Source organism: Bradyrhizobium sp. JR4.1 (assembly GCF_040548605.1).
Classification (GTDB): Bacteria; Pseudomonadota; Alphaproteobacteria; order Rhizobiales; family Xanthobacteraceae; genus Bradyrhizobium; species Bradyrhizobium canariense.
Window position 1 is genome coordinate 36,423 of record NZ_JBEPRY010000033.1, and the last position, 15,837, is coordinate 52,259.

Genomic DNA, 15,837 nt, shown 5'->3' on the forward strand with positions numbered 1-15,837 from the left:
AGGGCGGGCAATGGCGCGTGCAAAGCGAAATCATCCGGCGAGAGCCGTTGGTACAGCGATCTCGAAGCCGTCGGGCGACGACAATGTCGTGGCCGGCGACATCATCTCCCTCATCAGGCAAAGCGCTCCAAGCCTCAGCCCCTCGGAGCAACGCGTTGCCACGGTGCTGCTGGCCGATATGGAGTTTGCCGTTCACGCCAGCAATTCCGAGTTGGCCCGTCGGGCGCGCGTCAGCGAGCCGACGGTAACCCGGTTCAGCCGCTCCGTCGGTTGTCGGGGCGTCCGCGACCTCAAGGTGAGGCTGGCTCAAGCAATGGCGGTCGGGCGGATTTACGTTGAGCTTCCCCCGCATGTCGGGACCGATCTGGCGCGCCCCGCGCTCTGGCGGTCGGTGTTTCAGGAAATTCGCCGTGCAATTGCCGCCGCCGAGGAAGGACTTCGCAAGGAAGACATCGAGAGGGCTGCCGAAGCTATCTCGCGCTGTTCGAAGCTTGCCGCGTTCGGGGTTGGGGGCGGTTCCACTCTTGCGGCGGCGGAGGTTCAGAACCGGTTCTTTCGTCTTGGGGTTGCCGTCTCGCATGCCTCCGATCCGAGCTTGATGCGGATGATCGCCGCGACCCTCGGACGGGATGATGTCGTCGTTGCCATCTCGACCACCGGTGCAGCGAACGCGGTGATCGAGGCAGCCAGTATCGCCAAGCAATACGGCGCCTTGGTCGTCGCAATTACCAAGCCGCAAAGCAGGCTGGCCTCGATCGCCGATATTGCGCTCGGCGTGCACGTGCCGGAAGCGCCCGACGCGCTCAAGCCGACGGCGTCGCGCTATGCATTTCTCGCCACCATCGATCTGCTCGCAGCGTCAACCGCCTATTGCAAGCCGCTCGAAGCCCAGGCACGCATGCGGCGGATCAAATACGAGTTGCTGAAGGGAAGCGACGGGGACGCCAAAGGGCCGCTGGGAGACTGAAAAATCTCCCAGTGGCCCGACGAGGATTTGTTCGGTGCATCGCCGCTCGCATGTGGCAACGTCCATCGCGCTCCGAAACCTGAACAGTACATGCTGCAGAAAAATCGTCCGGCAGGATACGATGTTCAGAGCCGGCTGCGACGGCTATCAGCGGCAGACGTAGCTGCCATTGACCAGAACGCGGACACATCCCGTACCGACAGCGGCTGCACCAACTGCTGCGCCGCCGACGACCGCGCGCCTGGTGGTGCGCCGTGCTACGCCGGCGACTGATACGGGCGTCAAGGGCCGCCCGACCCGTGCTTCAGCCCGGCCGAGCGAGAGCGAAAGGCCTTCGTCCACCGACCAGTCCATCGAGCCGGACACTCCGAGGGCGACCACGGCAACTGCGAGTGATAATTTTGTGACCAAACCAAGCTTCATAATAGTCTCCGCCTGTGAGAGTGAATTTGGACGCTCCATGGACTGGGGCTCGGACCATTGATCAAGATCAAGGAACCGTCGAAATCGTAAGCTGGTAACCGAAGGCGAACCACCAGAACGATTCAGTCGGGTTCGGGTACATGCGTCACCCTTTTCGCCTCGTTTTTACTTCTGTATGCAGAGCGGCCTCAGTGTCTCGTCGCTGCTGCGCGCTTTCGCGTATTCCATCAGCGCCGTCCGGGCTGCTTCGCAACGCTCTGCGCTTGAAAATTCTTGTGTCGATATGACGGCGCCATTCGCGACGCCGAGCCAGCTGATGACGACCAGAACATAGGTCACGGTATCCTCCCCCTCAGCCGTCGATCTCCTGAGCTCAGATTAGCGCGACAGGCGGCTTAATGGGCGCCGCCCATCGCGCCATCATCAAGCTCTATTGGCACACGTACATGATGCCATCGCCGCCCTTCACCAACGAGCCTGGGACGCAACCGATGCCGTTGCGCGCCGCATAGTCGGTCCAGCCGCTATAGCCATAGCTCCACGGTCCGCCGAAGTAATAGGCTCGCACGGCGTACCAGGGCAGACCGTCATTCGTGTAGTAGTGTCCGCGATAATAGGGAGTGACGTACAACCTCGTCGTCGCTTGCGCCTTGTCGAGCCCCAGCGAAACTCCGCCTTGATCGGTCCAGCCGATGGACAGCGTCGTGCCGCATACGAGCGCGGCGACGGCAACGGCAATCTTCCTTGCGCTTATCGACTTCATGGACGTTCTCCAAAAATGAACTTCAACGCCACCACACCAACGCAGCACCAGGGCGGCGGCTTGCTTTAGATCAAGGGATTCAACAAATCGCATTTGCTTCGTCTTCGATTTTACCGGGTCAAGTTCAGATCGAGTTAAGGGAATCTGGATGACGACGCTTTGACGTCCGACGAGTGCAGCCCGCCGGATCGCATCGGAAAGCATGCTGTCACGTGGTGCACCGGCTCTCTTCATACTTGAGCCATGTATGCAATCGTGCGAACGCTTCTCGCTGGAATGCGTCAGGCAGTCGGTGACAAGCTCCGAGGCGGCATGACGCGTTTGGATCTACTCTTCATCATTTCTGCCGTTTGGTTCGCAGGCTCGTGTTGCGCCGCGACCAATTTGTTGAAGGCGAAGAATAACCGGGCGGTGATGCCGCCTTTCAATTGGTGCTCATCAGGAAGCATCTCGGCGGCCAGCCGTGACCAGCTTCTTGCCTCGGCCATCCAGACCGTTTGGTTTGCCGGATCCTGGCTTGCAAGCTGCCGGCAAAGTGCTGCGCGCGAACTCAGCTCGAATTGACTCATCATCGGCCCTCCCTGCCAGAAGCTCGATGTACCCGGTGAGAATTCTGCGTTGCGTGCCACACCTCTGCAATTGCCCTTCCGGTCATTGTACCAAGGGGCAGGTCACAGCCACTGACTAAGCCGTGCGATACTATGCGAGGCCGTGTTGCGATAGTTCAATTCGTTGATCTGGCTCAAGCGAAGCCGCGTTCGGACGCGGTGAATATTCGCCTGCTGCAGCGTGCGTGCGCTTACCGACGAAGCGCCGCCATGCCTCAGCAAGTGCTTCACCAGGGGCGCGCCGCGGCAGAAGCGGCGGCTCGATTTAGGCAGCCATGCCATGCAGGTTGCATTGCTTCGCCAATTCTGCCGCCGTGGCCCGTTGCTTGCCCGGCGAAGATCTGCGGCGGCAATGGCGCCGACAATGCCCATCTCACGATATCTGCTCTATGTCGGCAGTACGTTGCTCGCGATGCTCTTTGTTGTGGACGCACTGGTGCCGGATCGGCCCGCCATCCACGGTGGAGCTGCGCGCTCCGCGACCATCCGCATCCATTCCGATTGGAAATTACCCGAGCGGGTCGTTCTCGACACTAGCCTGCCGACGATTGTCGCAACCGACATCGCCAGGGTCGAGCTTGGTATCCTGCCCGGCGCCGACGTCTCACAGAGGCGCGCTCGCGAGGCCTTTGCTCAGCTAGGAGCCCCCGATGCCGAACGACCACCAGCGCGTCCGTCGACAAAGGCGGATGTGAAGCCGCAGCGCCAAAACAAAAGTGCGAGGAGGCACATCGAAAAAAATATCCGGCTCGTCGCGCGGCCGCCGCAATACGGCTGGTTCGGCAACCAGGTTTGGTGAGCGTCTCCTATCGTCGCATCTTCGGGGTGGGGCGCCCGCCATTGATACTATCAACGAGTGCACGTCGAGGCATTGCCCAATCAAACGTCCTTGAAGATCGGGAGTAACTGACATGAGTGAAACGTCGAGGTCTGAGCGAACCGATCGTCGCCGGGCTCTTTCGTTGCTCGGATGGGCCGCGGTACTCGGATTGGCGACCTCCGGAACGTTCCTGTTCGGAGCAGAAGCGCCGGCGCAGACGATCGGCATGCAGCGACGCCAGGAGAGGCGCGGAGCCCGCCACGAGCGGCGTCAGGAACGGCGCGCGGGCCGGACTGAACGCCGTCAGGAAAGGCATACAGGGCGCACGGAGCGCCGTGAAGAGCGGCGCAATTAGGACGCCGACATGACCTCACCGATTATCGTTCGCCGGCAGATGTCTGCTTGATCGCGATCCGGAAGCTGGCGGATGCCGCAGACCTGGTACGTAACATTCGAGGTGCACAAGCGTGGGACCTTGCCGAAGCGGCGAAGTCCACGGGAGACACGCACATTCGAGAGCGAAGCCGAGGCGCGGGCTTTCGCGCGAGCGAAGTTCAATGAGGGATTGATCGTGTTTGCAGGCACGCTCAATCCCTTTTTGCCGCGACGGCTGATTCCCTCGAGCGATATCCCGTCCTGGATAGAGCAAGACCGAGGCGACGAGGTTGCCGGCCACGATGCCAAGCGCGACCCGGAGAAATAGGCAGCATGTCTTGGTGCTCATGCCGATGTCGCGTCGAAATGTCTTGAGTGTTGCCATTATGGCACGTGGAGTTTGTGGCGTCGCCCGTAGAGTTTCAGCTGGAAGTTGGGGGATGATTGCAGTGCAACAAGCCGCCGATCGGGCAATCAAAAGCGGCCGGCAAGGAGAGAGCATGATGAAAAGACTTCTACTAGCAACCGTTGGTCTGGTGGCGCTGTGCACGGCGGGGACCGCCATGGCTGCCGATATGGCCGTAAAGGCGCCTCCACCGGCACCGATCATTCCGATCTACAATTGGACGGGGTTCTACATCGGCGGCAATGGTGGCTGGGCGCAGAACCACAACTGCGTCGATTTCCTTGACGCGGCTGGAGTCGCCGTCGCCTCTGGCTGCCGCGATCGTTCCGGTGGTGTCATCGGTGGCCAGCTCGGTTATCGCTGGCAGGCCAGCCAGTGGGTGTTTGGTCTGGAGGCTCAGGGCGATTGGGCGGATCTCAGCAACCAGCGCGTCAGCCTGTTCAATCCGGCGCTCTCCACGCGCGCCAAAACGAGCGCCATCGGCCTCTTCACCGGCCAGATCGGCTACGCCTGGAATGCGTCACTGTTCTACGTGAAGGGTGGCGCTGCGGTAACAGACAATCGTCTCAGCGTGCTTGATACTGCGTCCGGCGCCGAGCTCGCGGCGCAAAGCGCAACCCGCTGGGGTGGTGTCATTGGTGTCGGATACGAGTATGGCTTCACCCCGAACTGGTCGGTGGGGCTCGAATACGACCATCTGTTCATGGGGCATCGGAATAATTCGTTCACGGCCGCCGATCCGCGCCTTGCCGCTTTTGTAAACGACCGGATCACCCAGGACGTGGATATGCTCACCGTGCGCTTCAACTACCGCTTCGGAGGGGCCAACCCGGTCGTCGCGAGGTACTGAACTCTCCCGGTCTGATGTCTTCAGGGGGCCGGCAGTCATGTCGGCCCTCATTTTTGTGGTCTCATCGCGCAAGCCAGTCAGCGTCTGCCGGCGCGATCGACCGGACCGCCGCGGTTGGTCGGAGCGCCGGACCGCACTGCTTCTCGTGCGGCAGCGTGCGCGACGGGACGCACTCCCAGACGACGCCCGGTCTTGCGACGCAATGCGCGGGCTAGTCCACATATTGGCAATATACGGCCGCGTTGGCGCATTTAGGACTCGCGAAGACGAGCCCGGGCACCAAGAGCGCGTGCTCTGGAAAATCCGGGGCAGATCTACCAGCCGGAATAGTAGCTCCGCCTCGCATAGTAGCCGCCATAACCGCCATAACCGCCATAGCTACCGTAGGCGCTGTAGGCACTGGGCGGACAATATTCATAGCCGTATCCTCCGCCGTAAGAGGAGTATCCGCCGCCGTAGGAGGGATATGCACCATAGTAGCCGGAGCTTGCGATCGCGCCACCCACGACAGCGCCCGCAACCACCGCGCCGGCGCCCCAGCCACGGTAGCCTCGATATCCGTAACCTCTGTAGCCATATCCGGCGCCGCGATAGCCCAAACCACGATAGCCCAATCCCGCTCCGCGGTAGCCTCCGCCCCATCCGCCGCGATAACCCCAGCCTCCGTAGCGCACTTTCACCACGTCATTATCGAGCGTGGCTCTCATGGCGCCGACGTTGGTCGGCAAGGGCGCTGCTTCGCTTCCGGCTACAGAAATCATGGTGGTCGCGACAGTAAGAATTGCTGGAAATGCTCCTTTGATGAACCTCATCATATCCTCCACTGGTTTAAATCTCGACTGACCGGCGAGAGAAGAATTCCGTCACGCCGGCGGCACGACCGCGCACATGAAATGTTTGCGGTCGTTACCGGCTTGGCCTTGATTTGAATCAACGAGCGAGCTTGGAGGCCGTGAGCGGCTCCGGCCGGTCACGGGCCCGCTTGCCCGAGGCGCGGCACCAGATGGATCGTCCTTAGGTCGCAGAGCGCGGCGGGCTTGAAGAACCTGTGAATATAGCGAACATTAATCGCAACGGCTCGATCTGCATATCGTCGACACTTGCATAGTGGAGCGGCCTGATGATCACAGTTCCGGAACTGGTGTCGCAAGCTCTGGGCGCGTTTCTGACGACGGAAACCAAGGACCGGTTCGGCGCCTCGCATGCCGGCCTGACCGAATTGCTTCCATTTGCAGCCAAGCTCACGATGGAGTGCATCGGCAACAGCGATGCTCTCTATCACAACATCGAGCATACGTTGCTCGTGACCCTTGCCGGGCACGATATCCTGACAGGCCGCGCGCTGCTCCGGCCCACCACGGCAAACGACTATGCGAATTTCATTCTGGCGTGCCTTGCCCACGACATCGGATACGTCCGCGGCGTCGTTCAGGGCGATGAGGACGATCTGTTCATCGCGGACGTCACCGGCAACACGGTTCGTCTGCCGCGAGGATCGTCCGATGCGGCTCTCGCGCCATACCATGTCGATCGGTCGAAACTGTTCGTGCTGGAACGGTTGGATTCCGTCGAGCAGGTGGATGCCGATCGGGTCGCTCGGGCGATCGAATATACCCGGTTTCCTTACACGATGTCTTCGAATGACAGCCTCATTGAAGAGGAGGGATTGCTGTTGCGGGCCGCCGATCTCATCGGTCAGCTCGGCGATCCCAACTATCTGAAGAAGTCCAACGCGCTGTTCTACGAGTTCGAGGAGATCGGACTCAACAAGACCTTGGGCTACGCGACGCCAGCGGACATCGTTTACAAATATCCACAATTCTATTGGAGTAACGTAGCTCCCCAGATCCAACCGGCGATACGTTATCTCAACGTGACGTCTCGAGGCCGGCAATGGATAGCGAGTCTCTACGGCAACGTATTTCGGGCCGAGCGTGAGCTGACTCTCTCCGGACCGCAGCCCTAGACCGGACCACAGCCCTAGAAGAGGCTCGACGCTTGATCTGGATCAAGCGTGCGGCGTGAGAGCAGGGGCTAGTTCGCCTCAGCATGCGCGGCATGACTGAAGGCGCGTCCGTGAAAACACTCCGTCAGATATTCTCTGGAGACGAGATCATCCAGCTTTTGATCCGGCTCGGATTGCTCGGGCTGCTGCTCGTCTGGGCGCTCCTCCTGGTCCGTCCATTCATCCCCATATTGGCCTGGAGTGTCGTGCTTGCTGCTGCGCTGAACCCGGTTTTTCGGCGCCTCAGCGACATTCTCGGTGGGCGGCCGAAGCTTGCGGCGACGATTCTCACGCTCGTCAACCTGGCTGTGGTGATCGGACCGGCGACCTGGCTGGGCATGGGCGCGGTCGACGGGATCACCGATCTTGCCGCCCAGGTGACGGCCGGTGAATTGCATGTGCCTTCGCCGCCGCAGTCGCTCAAGGAGTGGCCAGTCATCGGGCCTCAGCTCTTCGATCTCTGGGATCAGGCGACGACCAACCTCCGGTCGCTCTTGCGCGCGGTCGTGCCCTATTTGAAGCCATTCGCGACCACCTTGCTTGGGTTTGCCGGCAATGCCGGTGTGGGAACGGTCAAGTTTCTGCTGTCGGTGGCGGTGGCCGGCGTGCTGTTTCCGTATGGACCTCAGCTCGTGGCCGCAGGGCGCAGCTTTCTGTCGCGCATCGTGCCGGACCAAAGCGAGCATTTTCTGGACTTGGCGGGAGCCACGATCCGTGCGGTGGCTCAAGGCGTGATCGGCGTTGCTATCATCCAAGCCTTGCTGGCGGGAATAGGTTTCAAGCTCGCCGGCATCGCCAGCGCGGGCCTTCTTGCCTTCGTGGTGCTGTTGCTGTCGATCGTGCAGATCGGCGGGACCATCGTCATCCTGCCGGTTATCATCTGGATCTGGACCGACAAGGAATTTCCGATCGCGCTCCTGCTGACGGTGTTTCTCGTGATCGTGTCGGTGCTCGACAATATCCTGAAACCGCTTGTCATGGGCCGCGGCCTGACCACGCCGGCGCTCGTGATCCTGATCGGGGTGATCGGAGGAACCCTCTTCCATGGGATCATCGGCCTCTTCATCGGACCTATCATTCTATCTGTGGTCTGGGAGCTGACGGTGGCCTGGATTCGTACCGAACGTGCTGTGCCGGCGAAACTGGCGATCGAGCGTTGACGCATATCAATTCGACTGAGCCTTTCAGGCAAAGCGATACGACAACGAGGTCGGAACGTGGTGGAAATATCTGGCCCGCCTGGTCCCCTTGCTGTGGCCGCCGGTATTGATGCAGGACTTCGGCATGCTCCAACGAGTGCGACGTGAGCGCCATGGATACCATTCTTGTCATCAATGCCGGCTCTTCCCACCTCAGATTCCGTATTTATTCGGTCGAAGGAGAAGGAAGCCTACGGCAGCAGATCAAGGGGCGGATCGACGGGATCGGACGTTGCCCGCGACTGCAGGCGAGCAGTGCCGGTGGCGATCCGCTTGCCAATCGCGCCTATCCGATCGAAGCAGTGCGGGATATTCCGGCCGCACTGAACATTGCAGGCGCCTGGTTGCGGGATGAGCTTCATATCAGCCCCATCGCTGTCGGGCACCGCGTCGTTCACGGCGGTGCGGAGCATGACCGGCCGGTCCTGATTGATCAGGGGATGCTGGCTCGCCTGGAAGGACTGACGGCGTTGGCGCCGCTTCATCTACCGCACAATCTGGCGCCCATTCGAGCGATCCTGGCTGACTTCCCGACGCTTCCGCAGGTCGCCTGCTTCGAGACCGCATTTCATCGAACACATGCTGCGGTGGCCGACCACGACGCGATCCCTCGTGGGCTTCATGCAGAGGGCGTACCGCGCTATGGATTTCATGGCCTTTCCTACGAATACATCGCGAAGACCTTGCTGAGGGTTGCGCCGGAAATCGCGATGGGACGCGTGATCGTCGCGCATCTCGAGAGCGGGGCATCAATGTGCGCGCTCGATGGAGGGCGGAGCGTCGAAAGCACCATGGGCTTCACCGCGATTGACGAACTGCCGATGGAAGCGCGACCAGGGCAGATCGACGCGGGAGTTGTGCTTTATCTCATTTCGGAGAAGGGAATGGCAGCATCCAGAGTGCAGGAGCTTCTCCAGGGAGATTGCGGGCTGAACGGCCTCTCGGGCCTCAGCTGCGATATGCGTCAGCTCGAGGCAAGTAAAGACGTCAACGCGAAATTTGCGATCGACTATTTCGTTCACTGGGTCAGCCTTAACGCTGGTATGCTCGCAGCTGCGTTGCAGGGGCTCGATGCGTTCGTCTTCACCGCCGGGATCGGCGAAAGCTCCGCGTCGATCCGTTTGCGCGTGGCGGAGCGGCTCGCATGGCTCGGTGTCAAGCTTGATGTGGCGCAGAACGCGCGGCAATCGCAGTTGATATCGTCTGCCGCGAGCCGCATTCCGGTTTACGTCTTGCCGTCCGACGTGGATCTTATGATCGCGAGACACACGTTGGCGCTGCTAATGAACAGCGGCTCGACAGCATCAAAGGGGGCGTCGTGATCGGTTCCCCTTGATCGGGGTTGCGGTCAAGCGTCAACGGGGTCCCGTGGTCGGCGCTTGCGGGATCGGACGGCTTCTTCGATGTCGGCACCAGGAGTGCGTATTGGCGGTTCAATTCCTGCTCGGTACCTTGATCAGCGTGATCAACATCATGATTCACGCGCTGGTGACCGTTGCGGCCATCGACATCGCCCGTACCGCCGGATTGAAGCATACGGCGCGGCCCCGGTCGCACCTGATGGCCGTGATGGTCATCACTGCTGTCATTTTGATGGTCGCGCACGTCGTCGAGGTTCTCATTTGGGCGCTCGCCTATGCGGCGGTCGGCGCGGCGCCTCCGGGAAGCGATCTGCTATATTTCACCTTCGTGAACTACACCACGCTCGGCTATGGGGACATCACGCCCGTGGCGGGCTGGCGGCTGACCGGACCTATGACCGCCATGAACGGCATCCTGATGTTTGGTTGGTCGACCGCGGTTCTTTTCGAGGTCCTGCGCAAGACGGTTGAACATCTCGCGGCGATTGCGGCGCCTAAGTCTAGTTCTGGAGATCGAGGCTAGCGAGCTTCAGCCGGTCCAGCAGCACGATCTGGCGCTGGGTATTTCCGACGAAGCCGAGGATACCAAGTTCATGCAACCGCGATAATGCGCGGGAGACGGTTTCCAGCGTTAATCCGAGATAGTCGGCGATATCGCGCCGCGACATCGGCAGCGCCATGATCCCGGCGGCTGTCAGCCGCTTGTCCATCTCGATCAGGAAGGCTGCGACCCGCTCCAGCGACGTCTTGCGGCCGAGCAGCAGCATGTGGTCTTCCGCATGCTGAAGGTTGGTCGTGGTCATGCTCAGCAGGTTGCGAGCCACCACGGCGTCGTCCTGCGCGACCAGCTCGAGACTTTGGCGCCTCACCAGGCGAACCGTGGTATCGACGATCGCTTCCGTCGTGAACCTGTGCGCACTGCCGTTTTCCAGCCCGAAGATATCGCCCGCAAGATGAAATGCGCCGATCTGGCGGCGGCCGTCCGACAGCAGCTTGTAGCTCCGCACAGCGCCGTTCTTCACCTGATAGACGTACTCTGCGGGCTCCTTTTCGCCGTAGACTTCGGAGCCCTTCTTATAGGTAAACTCGTTTAAACTGATGATCGGGTTTGAATCGGTGTTTAACCCTAGCTCGCGGAGCGAATGAAGCCGCGAGGAGGCGTCGGCAGCGGTGCGAACGAACATGGCCAACTCCCGAACTGATGGTGACGCGGTATTTCCATCGCGGGAATAAGGAGCCGCCGAAAATCCGCTTCCCGCGAAGGTTGTTTAGGCGATAATTGGGGTTTTCAACCATTGTCTGTAGGTGCATTGTACCAAGGTACAGGAGGGGTTCGATGCGCTGACTGAGAACCCGTCAGAGTGTCTGTCAGATGGTGCGGCAATATGCCGAAAACGGACGCTTCGTTCCCGATTGCAGCATCCCAATTGGGCTGCTTTGCTTAGGCATCAACGGCACGTCTGGTCTTTCTGCATTTGAAGTACCCATCGAGGGGAAAAAACTTGTCCGGCTTCGTATATGTCGTGGACGACGACGCATCCTTTCGGATGGCGATTCAGCGTCGGCTCAAACTGGCTGGGTATGAAGTTGTGACCTACGCGTCTGCCCAGCAGCTGCTGGATGATCCGCCAGGGGCCGACCATCCGGGATGTATCTTGCTCGATGTGCAGCTTCCGGGCCTGAGCGGGCCGGAGTTGCAAGCCTCGCTCGTCCAATGCCATTCGCCGCTGCCCATCGTCTTTCTGACCGGGCATGCGGATACCGCGACAACGGTCCGTGCGATCAAGGCCGGCGCGGAGGATTTTCTGACCAAACCGGTGTCGTCGGAACAGTTGATCGATGCGATTGAGCGGGCAATGGCTCAACAGGAGGTGGCGCGGAGCCAACAGAGCAAGCTCGATCCGCTTCGTTCTCGCTTGAGGTCTCTATCGCGACGCGAGCGACAGGTCTTCGACCTCATCGTGCGCGGGAAGATCAACAAGCAGATCGCCTACGAGCTTGGAACGACCGAACGAACGGTGAAGGCGCACCGCCACCAAGTGATGACAAAGATGCAGGTACTATCGTTTGCCGAACTGGTGTCCGCTGCCGAGCGGCTCGGCCTTCTGGATTCGGCAAAGGTGTGACGCAGGCCGGTTTTCGTGCGCTTCGTCAGGTCTGCGATCAGACCTGTACGATGGGACAATATGAAATGTTATTGACATAATTCGCCCTGGGCCGCCTACATACCGGCGTCGTTAGCCGTCGGATTAGCGCAGGAACCTTTGCCGCGTAGCGTCGTTGCGACGCGAGTGCCAGGTTTCCAATCAGAAAGACGGGCCCATTGTTTGCACGTAAGCCGATTTACGTCGTGGATGATGATTTATCAATGCGCCGGAGCTTGGAGCGGCTGCTTCGAAAGCACGGCTTTGATGCTGTTGCCTTTGATTCCGCCGCTGCGCTGCTTCGTTATGGCTGCATCGAAGAGGCGTGCTGCATCGTTCTGGATATCAATCTGAACGGAGAGTCGGGTATCTCACTCCGCGGCAGGCTCGCGAGCGAGTGTGCCAGTGTCCCGATCATCTATATTACCGGCAACGACTGCCAGGCAAATCAGGCTGCCGCGATTCAGTCCGGGTGCGCCGCCTATCTGGCCAAGCCCTTTGCAGCAAGCGCACTCATCGACTCCATTGAACGCGCCTGCGCCGAGCATGGCTGAAGCCGCCGCTGCTCACTCCTCGATGTCCTGCTCCAGAGTCTGTGCGGGCGCGCCGTTGTGAGCCGAGCCGAACTGTGCCAGCGGCAACGATGTCGTCAGAGACAGAAGGTTGGAATCGGTGACCTCGAGCACCAGAGTCTTGCCGGCTTCCATGTCCTCGATGAACCTGGGATCGGCGGCGTCTGCGGCGATACAGGTATTGGTCAGGCACCAGGTGTAGGGCAATGATCTGGAATTTCCCTGATCGACGGTCAGCTTGGCAGGCCGTTGCAGATACATCCCGACGGGGACAAACACTTGCAGCCGGGCAGTGCGGTCGCCGTCGCGCTCGATCAGGTCCACGCGCACCGCCATCTGGCCCGTTGCAAACTTGCCGGTGATCGAGGTCCGACACAGCGTCGGCGCACCGCCGGGCTTGACGCAAAGCTTCCGCCACTCGCCATAGGTGATGTCCTTGGCTTCGCGCTGTCCGCGAGGCGCGATTTCGGCGGACTTTGCCTCTGGAGCCGGCTTGGGCGCGACTGCATTCTGCGCCGAAGCTGGTCCGGCAAGAGCCGCCGCGAACAACATCGATAGCCAGACGAGCGTACCGCCCGGCGAAGGTATTGATGTTGCGTCAATCATGTTCTACCTCCACGCCAGCCTCTGCGGCTATTTCTGCGCGTCAAGAAATCGTTCGACGAGCGGTGACCACATCGGGATCGTGTCGGGCGAGCCGATGAAGAAATGTCCTTCGCCGCCGAAGGGCGGCATCAGATGATATTCGGCCCTGCCGCCGGCCGCGGTGAAGGCCTCATGCATGCGCTTCGATAGGGCAGGGCCGAAGAACGTGTCGTTCTCGATATAGAACCACAGCATTGGCACCCGCGACGTCCGGCCGAAATCGGCGGTCGCTTCGACCAGCTTGTCCGGTGCGCAATTGTTATTGGGTTTGCCATCGACGCGGCCGCCGCGTCCTGCGGCGAAGGTGATGATCGCCTTGACCTGCGGAGGGTTTGCGCTCGAGAGCGCAATGGAAGCCCAGCCGCCTGCGGACTGTCCGATGACGATCACGTCCTTCGGCAGAACGCGCTTCTCGGCCACCATGTAGTCGATGATCCAGAGATCGACTTGTGCCACCGCACGCCCGGCGTCGTGGAAGTTCGGATTGGTGCAGCTTCCGACCTTGGAGAAGAAGGGCCCGTAAAGACCGTGCTCGGGAATATCGATGGCGGCCGCGCCGTAGCCGGTTCCGACCGGCGCTACGACGAAATAGCCGCGGCTGGCGAACCACTTCGCGGCATTGCGGAATTCCACCAGCGGGAAAAAGCTTCGGTCGACCGCTTTGAGCGACACGCCATGGTTCATGATCGCCAGCGGGAAGGGGCCGTCGCCGACCGGCCGCACCACATAGGCGAACATCGGCAGCGGGAGCGGCAGGGCCCAGACCTCTTCCTGGATCCGAGCATTGTCGTCGGCGCGTACAGGGGCAAGAAAGCAGGCCAAGATGCTCAGCGCTCCTGCCAGATAGGTCGCTGTTGAAGCATGGCGGAGATTCACGCGCGCCTCCTTCAACCGGCGAAAGTGCTGGCCACGATGATCGGTCCAAGCACGGTCAGGACGACGTTGCCAACAGCGTAAGGCACGGCCACGCCGAGCACCGGCGTCTGGCTTTCTGCAACTTCGCAGGCCCCGGTCACCGCGGCGTCGACAGTCATGGCGCCGGCCAGCGCGCCGCAAATGATGACCGGGTTCATGCGGAGCACGCGATGGGCAAACAGGGTCGTCACGATCAGCGGTACCAGCGTGACGACCAGGCCCATGCCGACCAGCAGCATGCCGTGCGACTGGATCGCGACCCAGGCCGCATGGCCGTTCCCGAGCCCGATCGCGGCGATGAAGCCGCCAAGACCGAGATCGCTCAGCGTCTGCTGCGCTGCAGGCGGCATCGCGCCCATCGTCGGCCGCCGCGAGCGCAGCCAGCCGCAGAAAAGTCCCGCTATCAAGGCACCGCCGCCGCCGCCCAGAGTCAGAGGCACTGAACCGATCTTGACGCTCGCGAGGCCGGCGAGCAGACCTATGGCAATGCCTGCGGCAAGGAATGCGATGTCGGTGCGGTCTTCGGAGCTCAGGATCTGTCCAACCTGCGAGGCGGCGCGCTCGATGTTGCGGGTGCTGCCGACCAGCGTCATGACATCACCGACATAGACGCGGGTGTCCGCACTCAACGGGACCTCGCGTCCCATCCGCGTCAGGGTGCGCAGGAACACGCCGCGCGCGGCGTCGCCGACGCGTTCAGCCATGTCCTTGACGGAGCGGCCATGGAGCTTGCGATTGTCGACGAGGACGTCGACCACGTTGCCTGGAAGAGCCTTCAGGATCTCGTCGGCGTCGATTTCTGTGCCAACAATCGGCTTTGCAGCGACAATGGCGGCGGTGCGGCCTGCGATAACGATGTCGTCGTTCGCTTCAAGAACGGTGTCGCGATGCGGTTCGACGTCAGCGCCCTGGCGCACGATCCGCTCGATCACGCTGCGGCTGCCGATCTGGTCTTCGACGGCGCCGACGGTCCGGCCCGCCGCTGCCGACACCCGGTACGCGCGCGCCTGGAACTTTCGATAATGCAGATTTTCGGTCTGTGGCGGGTTGCCACCCGACAGCTCCGCCTCGAGCTTTGCAGCTTCCGCTTTCAAATCGATCCGCATCAATTTCGGCGCGACGAACGGCACGTACAGGAGCGTGAGGATATAGCCGAGCACGTAGGTGACGGCGTACCCGGCGGCGATATTGGCGTCCTGCTGCTGCAGCACCTCTTTGGCCAGTCCGAGCTGGGATAGTGCCCCAGACGCGGTGCCGATGACCGACGACTGTGTCAGGGCTCCCGCAGCAAGACCGGAAGCGGTGCCGGGACCGAGCGCGAATACATGGGCGAATATGAGAACGATGACGAGGCCGGTGCCACCAAGCACGAGCGCGAGGGCGACCTGAGCCAGGGTCCGGATGCTCAGCGAGGCAAAGAACTCGGGCCCCGACCGGTAGCCGATCGTGAACACGAACAGGCTGAAGAGAATGACCCTCAACAGGGAGGGAAACGTGAAGGTGCCGAGCTGCCCGATCAGGACGGCAACGATGAGCGTGCACGCGGTGGTACCGATCGAAAAACCGTGAATCCGGACGCGGCCAAGAATGGTGCCGAGCGCGACCGACAGCAGCAGAAAGATTTCCGGCGCGGCGGAGATGATCCATCTGACCGTGCTCATGGTGCAGGCCCTCCAGCGATTTGCGCTAAATCTGGTTCGTCAAATCCGGCGATGCTTGATTCAGATCAACCCCTGCCGGGGTTAAGCCGCTCCCTGTTGAGCCGCAGGACTTGACGTGGGGAC

At 61.1% G+C, this 15,837-nt stretch carries 19 protein-coding genes; 10 read left to right on the forward strand and 9 right to left on the reverse strand.

Translation table 11 applies throughout. The features are described from left to right. Window positions 1–88 precede the first annotated feature (88 nt). Window positions 89–967: a MurR/RpiR family transcriptional regulator gene (locus ABIB90_RS37200; RefSeq protein ID WP_311985924.1), complete on the forward strand. Its 879-nt coding sequence runs from the start codon at window positions 89–91 to the stop codon at window positions 965–967. A 147-nt stretch (window positions 968–1,114) separates the two neighbouring features. On the opposite strand, the gene ABIB90_RS37205 is transcribed toward ABIB90_RS37200, so the two are convergent. The 4 genes from ABIB90_RS37205 to ABIB90_RS37220 all read right to left on the reverse strand — a co-directional run bounded on the left by ABIB90_RS37205 (window position 1,115) and on the right by ABIB90_RS37220 (window position 2,725). Beyond that, window positions 1,115–1,390: a hypothetical protein gene (locus ABIB90_RS37205; protein WP_007593000.1), complete on the reverse strand. Its 276-nt coding sequence runs from the start codon at window positions 1,388–1,390 to the stop codon at window positions 1,115–1,117. 165 nt (window positions 1,391–1,555) lie between these two features. After that, on the reverse strand, window positions 1,556–1,729 hold the full coding sequence (locus ABIB90_RS37210) for a hypothetical protein (RefSeq protein WP_007592998.1): 174 nt from the start codon (window positions 1,727–1,729) through the stop codon (window positions 1,556–1,558). A 91-nt stretch (window positions 1,730–1,820) separates the two neighbouring features. Then, window positions 1,821–2,357, reverse strand: a complete 537-nt coding sequence (locus ABIB90_RS37215; protein WP_354171375.1) for a hypothetical protein — start codon at window positions 2,355–2,357, stop codon at window positions 1,821–1,823. A 77-nt stretch (window positions 2,358–2,434) separates the two neighbouring features. After that, window positions 2,435–2,725, reverse strand: coding sequence for a hypothetical protein (locus tag ABIB90_RS37220; RefSeq protein ID WP_354171374.1), 291 nt, complete (start codon window positions 2,723–2,725; stop codon window positions 2,435–2,437). Between the two features lie 316 nt (window positions 2,726–3,041). On the opposite strand from ABIB90_RS37220, the gene ABIB90_RS37225 reads away from it, so the two are divergent. The 3 genes from ABIB90_RS37225 to ABIB90_RS37235 all read left to right on the forward strand — a co-directional run bounded on the left by ABIB90_RS37225 (window position 3,042) and on the right by ABIB90_RS37235 (window position 5,212). Then, window positions 3,042–3,560 (forward strand): hypothetical protein, encoded by a 519-nt coding sequence (locus tag ABIB90_RS37225; protein WP_007592992.1) that lies wholly within the window; start codon window positions 3,042–3,044, stop codon window positions 3,558–3,560. A 448-nt stretch (window positions 3,561–4,008) separates the two neighbouring features. Continuing rightward, entirely contained in the window at window positions 4,009–4,284 is a 276-nt protein-coding gene (locus ABIB90_RS37230) for a hypothetical protein (protein WP_007592990.1), read from the forward strand. 172 nt (window positions 4,285–4,456) lie between these two features. After that, complete coding sequence (locus ABIB90_RS37235; RefSeq protein ID WP_007592988.1) at window positions 4,457–5,212, forward strand: outer membrane protein; 756 nt, start codon at window positions 4,457–4,459, stop codon at window positions 5,210–5,212. A gap of 314 nt (window positions 5,213–5,526) precedes the next feature. On the opposite strand, the gene ABIB90_RS37240 is transcribed toward ABIB90_RS37235, so the two are convergent. Further along, complete coding sequence (locus ABIB90_RS37240; protein ID WP_354171371.1) at window positions 5,527–6,024, reverse strand: hypothetical protein; 498 nt, start codon at window positions 6,022–6,024, stop codon at window positions 5,527–5,529. A 308-nt stretch (window positions 6,025–6,332) separates the two neighbouring features. Between ABIB90_RS37240 and ABIB90_RS37245 the strand changes: the two genes are divergently transcribed. From ABIB90_RS37245 to ABIB90_RS37260, 4 genes are all read left to right on the forward strand, one after another. After that, the gene (locus ABIB90_RS37245; protein WP_219684394.1) at window positions 6,333–7,178 is read left to right on the forward strand and encodes an HD domain-containing protein; all 846 of its coding nucleotides are present in this window, start codon (window positions 6,333–6,335) and stop codon (window positions 7,176–7,178) included. Between the two features lie 83 nt (window positions 7,179–7,261). After that, the gene (locus ABIB90_RS37250; protein ID WP_007592983.1) at window positions 7,262–8,377 is read left to right on the forward strand and encodes an AI-2E family transporter; all 1,116 of its coding nucleotides are present in this window, start codon (window positions 7,262–7,264) and stop codon (window positions 8,375–8,377) included. Between the two features lie 152 nt (window positions 8,378–8,529). Further along, window positions 8,530–9,738: an acetate/propionate family kinase gene (locus tag ABIB90_RS37255; RefSeq protein ID WP_354171368.1), complete on the forward strand. Its 1,209-nt coding sequence runs from the start codon at window positions 8,530–8,532 to the stop codon at window positions 9,736–9,738. Between the two features lie 103 nt (window positions 9,739–9,841). Then, the gene (locus ABIB90_RS37260; RefSeq protein WP_354127603.1) at window positions 9,842–10,300 is read left to right on the forward strand and encodes a potassium channel family protein; all 459 of its coding nucleotides are present in this window, start codon (window positions 9,842–9,844) and stop codon (window positions 10,298–10,300) included. Here the strand turns inward: ABIB90_RS37260 and ABIB90_RS37265 are convergent. Beyond that, on the reverse strand, window positions 10,278–10,961 hold the full coding sequence (locus ABIB90_RS37265; RefSeq protein WP_007592978.1) for a helix-turn-helix domain-containing protein: 684 nt from the start codon (window positions 10,959–10,961) through the stop codon (window positions 10,278–10,280). The genes ABIB90_RS37260 and ABIB90_RS37265 overlap by 23 nt on opposite strands. A gap of 318 nt (window positions 10,962–11,279) precedes the next feature. Between ABIB90_RS37265 and ABIB90_RS37270 the strand changes: the two genes are divergently transcribed. Both ABIB90_RS37270 and ABIB90_RS37275 read left to right on the forward strand, forming a co-directional pair. After that, complete coding sequence (locus tag ABIB90_RS37270) at window positions 11,280–11,903, forward strand: response regulator transcription factor (RefSeq protein ID WP_354171365.1); 624 nt, start codon at window positions 11,280–11,282, stop codon at window positions 11,901–11,903. 197 nt (window positions 11,904–12,100) lie between these two features. After that, window positions 12,101–12,475 carry a response regulator gene (locus tag ABIB90_RS37275; RefSeq protein ID WP_354127605.1) on the forward strand — a complete coding sequence of 125 codons (375 nt, stop codon included), beginning with the start codon at window positions 12,101–12,103 and terminating at the stop codon, window positions 12,473–12,475. Window positions 12,476–12,487: 12 nt separating this feature from the next. Here the strand turns inward: ABIB90_RS37275 and ABIB90_RS37280 are convergent, their stop codons facing one another. The 3 genes from ABIB90_RS37280 to aspT are packed head-to-tail and all read right to left on the reverse strand — an operon-like array spanning window position 12,488 to window position 15,714. Continuing rightward, the gene (locus ABIB90_RS37280) at window positions 12,488–13,099 is read right to left on the reverse strand and encodes an invasion associated locus B family protein (protein ID WP_354171362.1); all 612 of its coding nucleotides are present in this window, start codon (window positions 13,097–13,099) and stop codon (window positions 12,488–12,490) included. A gap of 27 nt (window positions 13,100–13,126) precedes the next feature. Beyond that, window positions 13,127–13,981: an alpha/beta hydrolase family protein gene (locus ABIB90_RS37285; protein ID WP_502917063.1), complete on the reverse strand. Its 855-nt coding sequence runs from the start codon at window positions 13,979–13,981 to the stop codon at window positions 13,127–13,129. A 44-nt stretch (window positions 13,982–14,025) separates the two neighbouring features. Continuing rightward, window positions 14,026–15,714 carry an aspartate-alanine antiporter gene (gene aspT / locus ABIB90_RS37290; RefSeq protein ID WP_354171360.1) on the reverse strand — a complete coding sequence of 563 codons (1,689 nt, stop codon included), beginning with the start codon at window positions 15,712–15,714 and terminating at the stop codon, window positions 14,026–14,028. Window positions 15,715–15,837 lie beyond the last annotated feature (123 nt).

Excerpts from the sequence above, each read along its gene's own strand:
- ABIB90_RS37225 (WP_007592992.1), top strand. The coding sequence starts at position 3,042 with ATGCAGGTTGCATTGCTTCGCCAATTCTGCCGCCGTGGCCCGTTGCTT.
- ABIB90_RS37230 (WP_007592990.1), top strand. The coding sequence starts at position 4,009 with ATGCCGCAGACCTGGTACGTAACATTCGAGGTGCACAAGCGTGGGACC.
- ABIB90_RS37235 (WP_007592988.1), top strand. The coding sequence starts at position 4,457 with ATGATGAAAAGACTTCTACTAGCAACCGTTGGTCTGGTGGCGCTGTGC.
- ABIB90_RS37220 (WP_354171374.1), bottom strand. The coding sequence starts at position 2,725 with ATGATGAGTCAATTCGAGCTGAGTTCGCGCGCAGCACTTTGCCGGCAG.
- ABIB90_RS37250 (WP_007592983.1), top strand. The coding sequence starts at position 7,262 with ATGCGCGGCATGACTGAAGGCGCGTCCGTGAAAACACTCCGTCAGATA.
- aspT (WP_354171360.1), bottom strand. The coding sequence starts at position 15,714 with ATGAGCACGGTCAGATGGATCATCTCCGCCGCGCCGGAAATCTTTCTG.
- ABIB90_RS37245 (WP_219684394.1), top strand. The coding sequence starts at position 6,333 with ATGATCACAGTTCCGGAACTGGTGTCGCAAGCTCTGGGCGCGTTTCTG.
- ABIB90_RS37280 (WP_354171362.1), bottom strand. The coding sequence starts at position 13,099 with ATGATTGACGCAACATCAATACCTTCGCCGGGCGGTACGCTCGTCTGG.
- ABIB90_RS37255 (WP_354171368.1), top strand. The coding sequence starts at position 8,530 with ATGGATACCATTCTTGTCATCAATGCCGGCTCTTCCCACCTCAGATTC.
- ABIB90_RS37240 (WP_354171371.1), bottom strand. The coding sequence starts at position 6,024 with ATGAGGTTCATCAAAGGAGCATTTCCAGCAATTCTTACTGTCGCGACC.
- ABIB90_RS37215 (WP_354171375.1), bottom strand. The coding sequence starts at position 2,357 with ATGCTTTCCGATGCGATCCGGCGGGCTGCACTCGTCGGACGTCAAAGC.
- ABIB90_RS37205 (WP_007593000.1), bottom strand. The coding sequence starts at position 1,390 with ATGAAGCTTGGTTTGGTCACAAAATTATCACTCGCAGTTGCCGTGGTC.
- ABIB90_RS37265 (WP_007592978.1), bottom strand. The coding sequence starts at position 10,961 with ATGTTCGTTCGCACCGCTGCCGACGCCTCCTCGCGGCTTCATTCGCTC.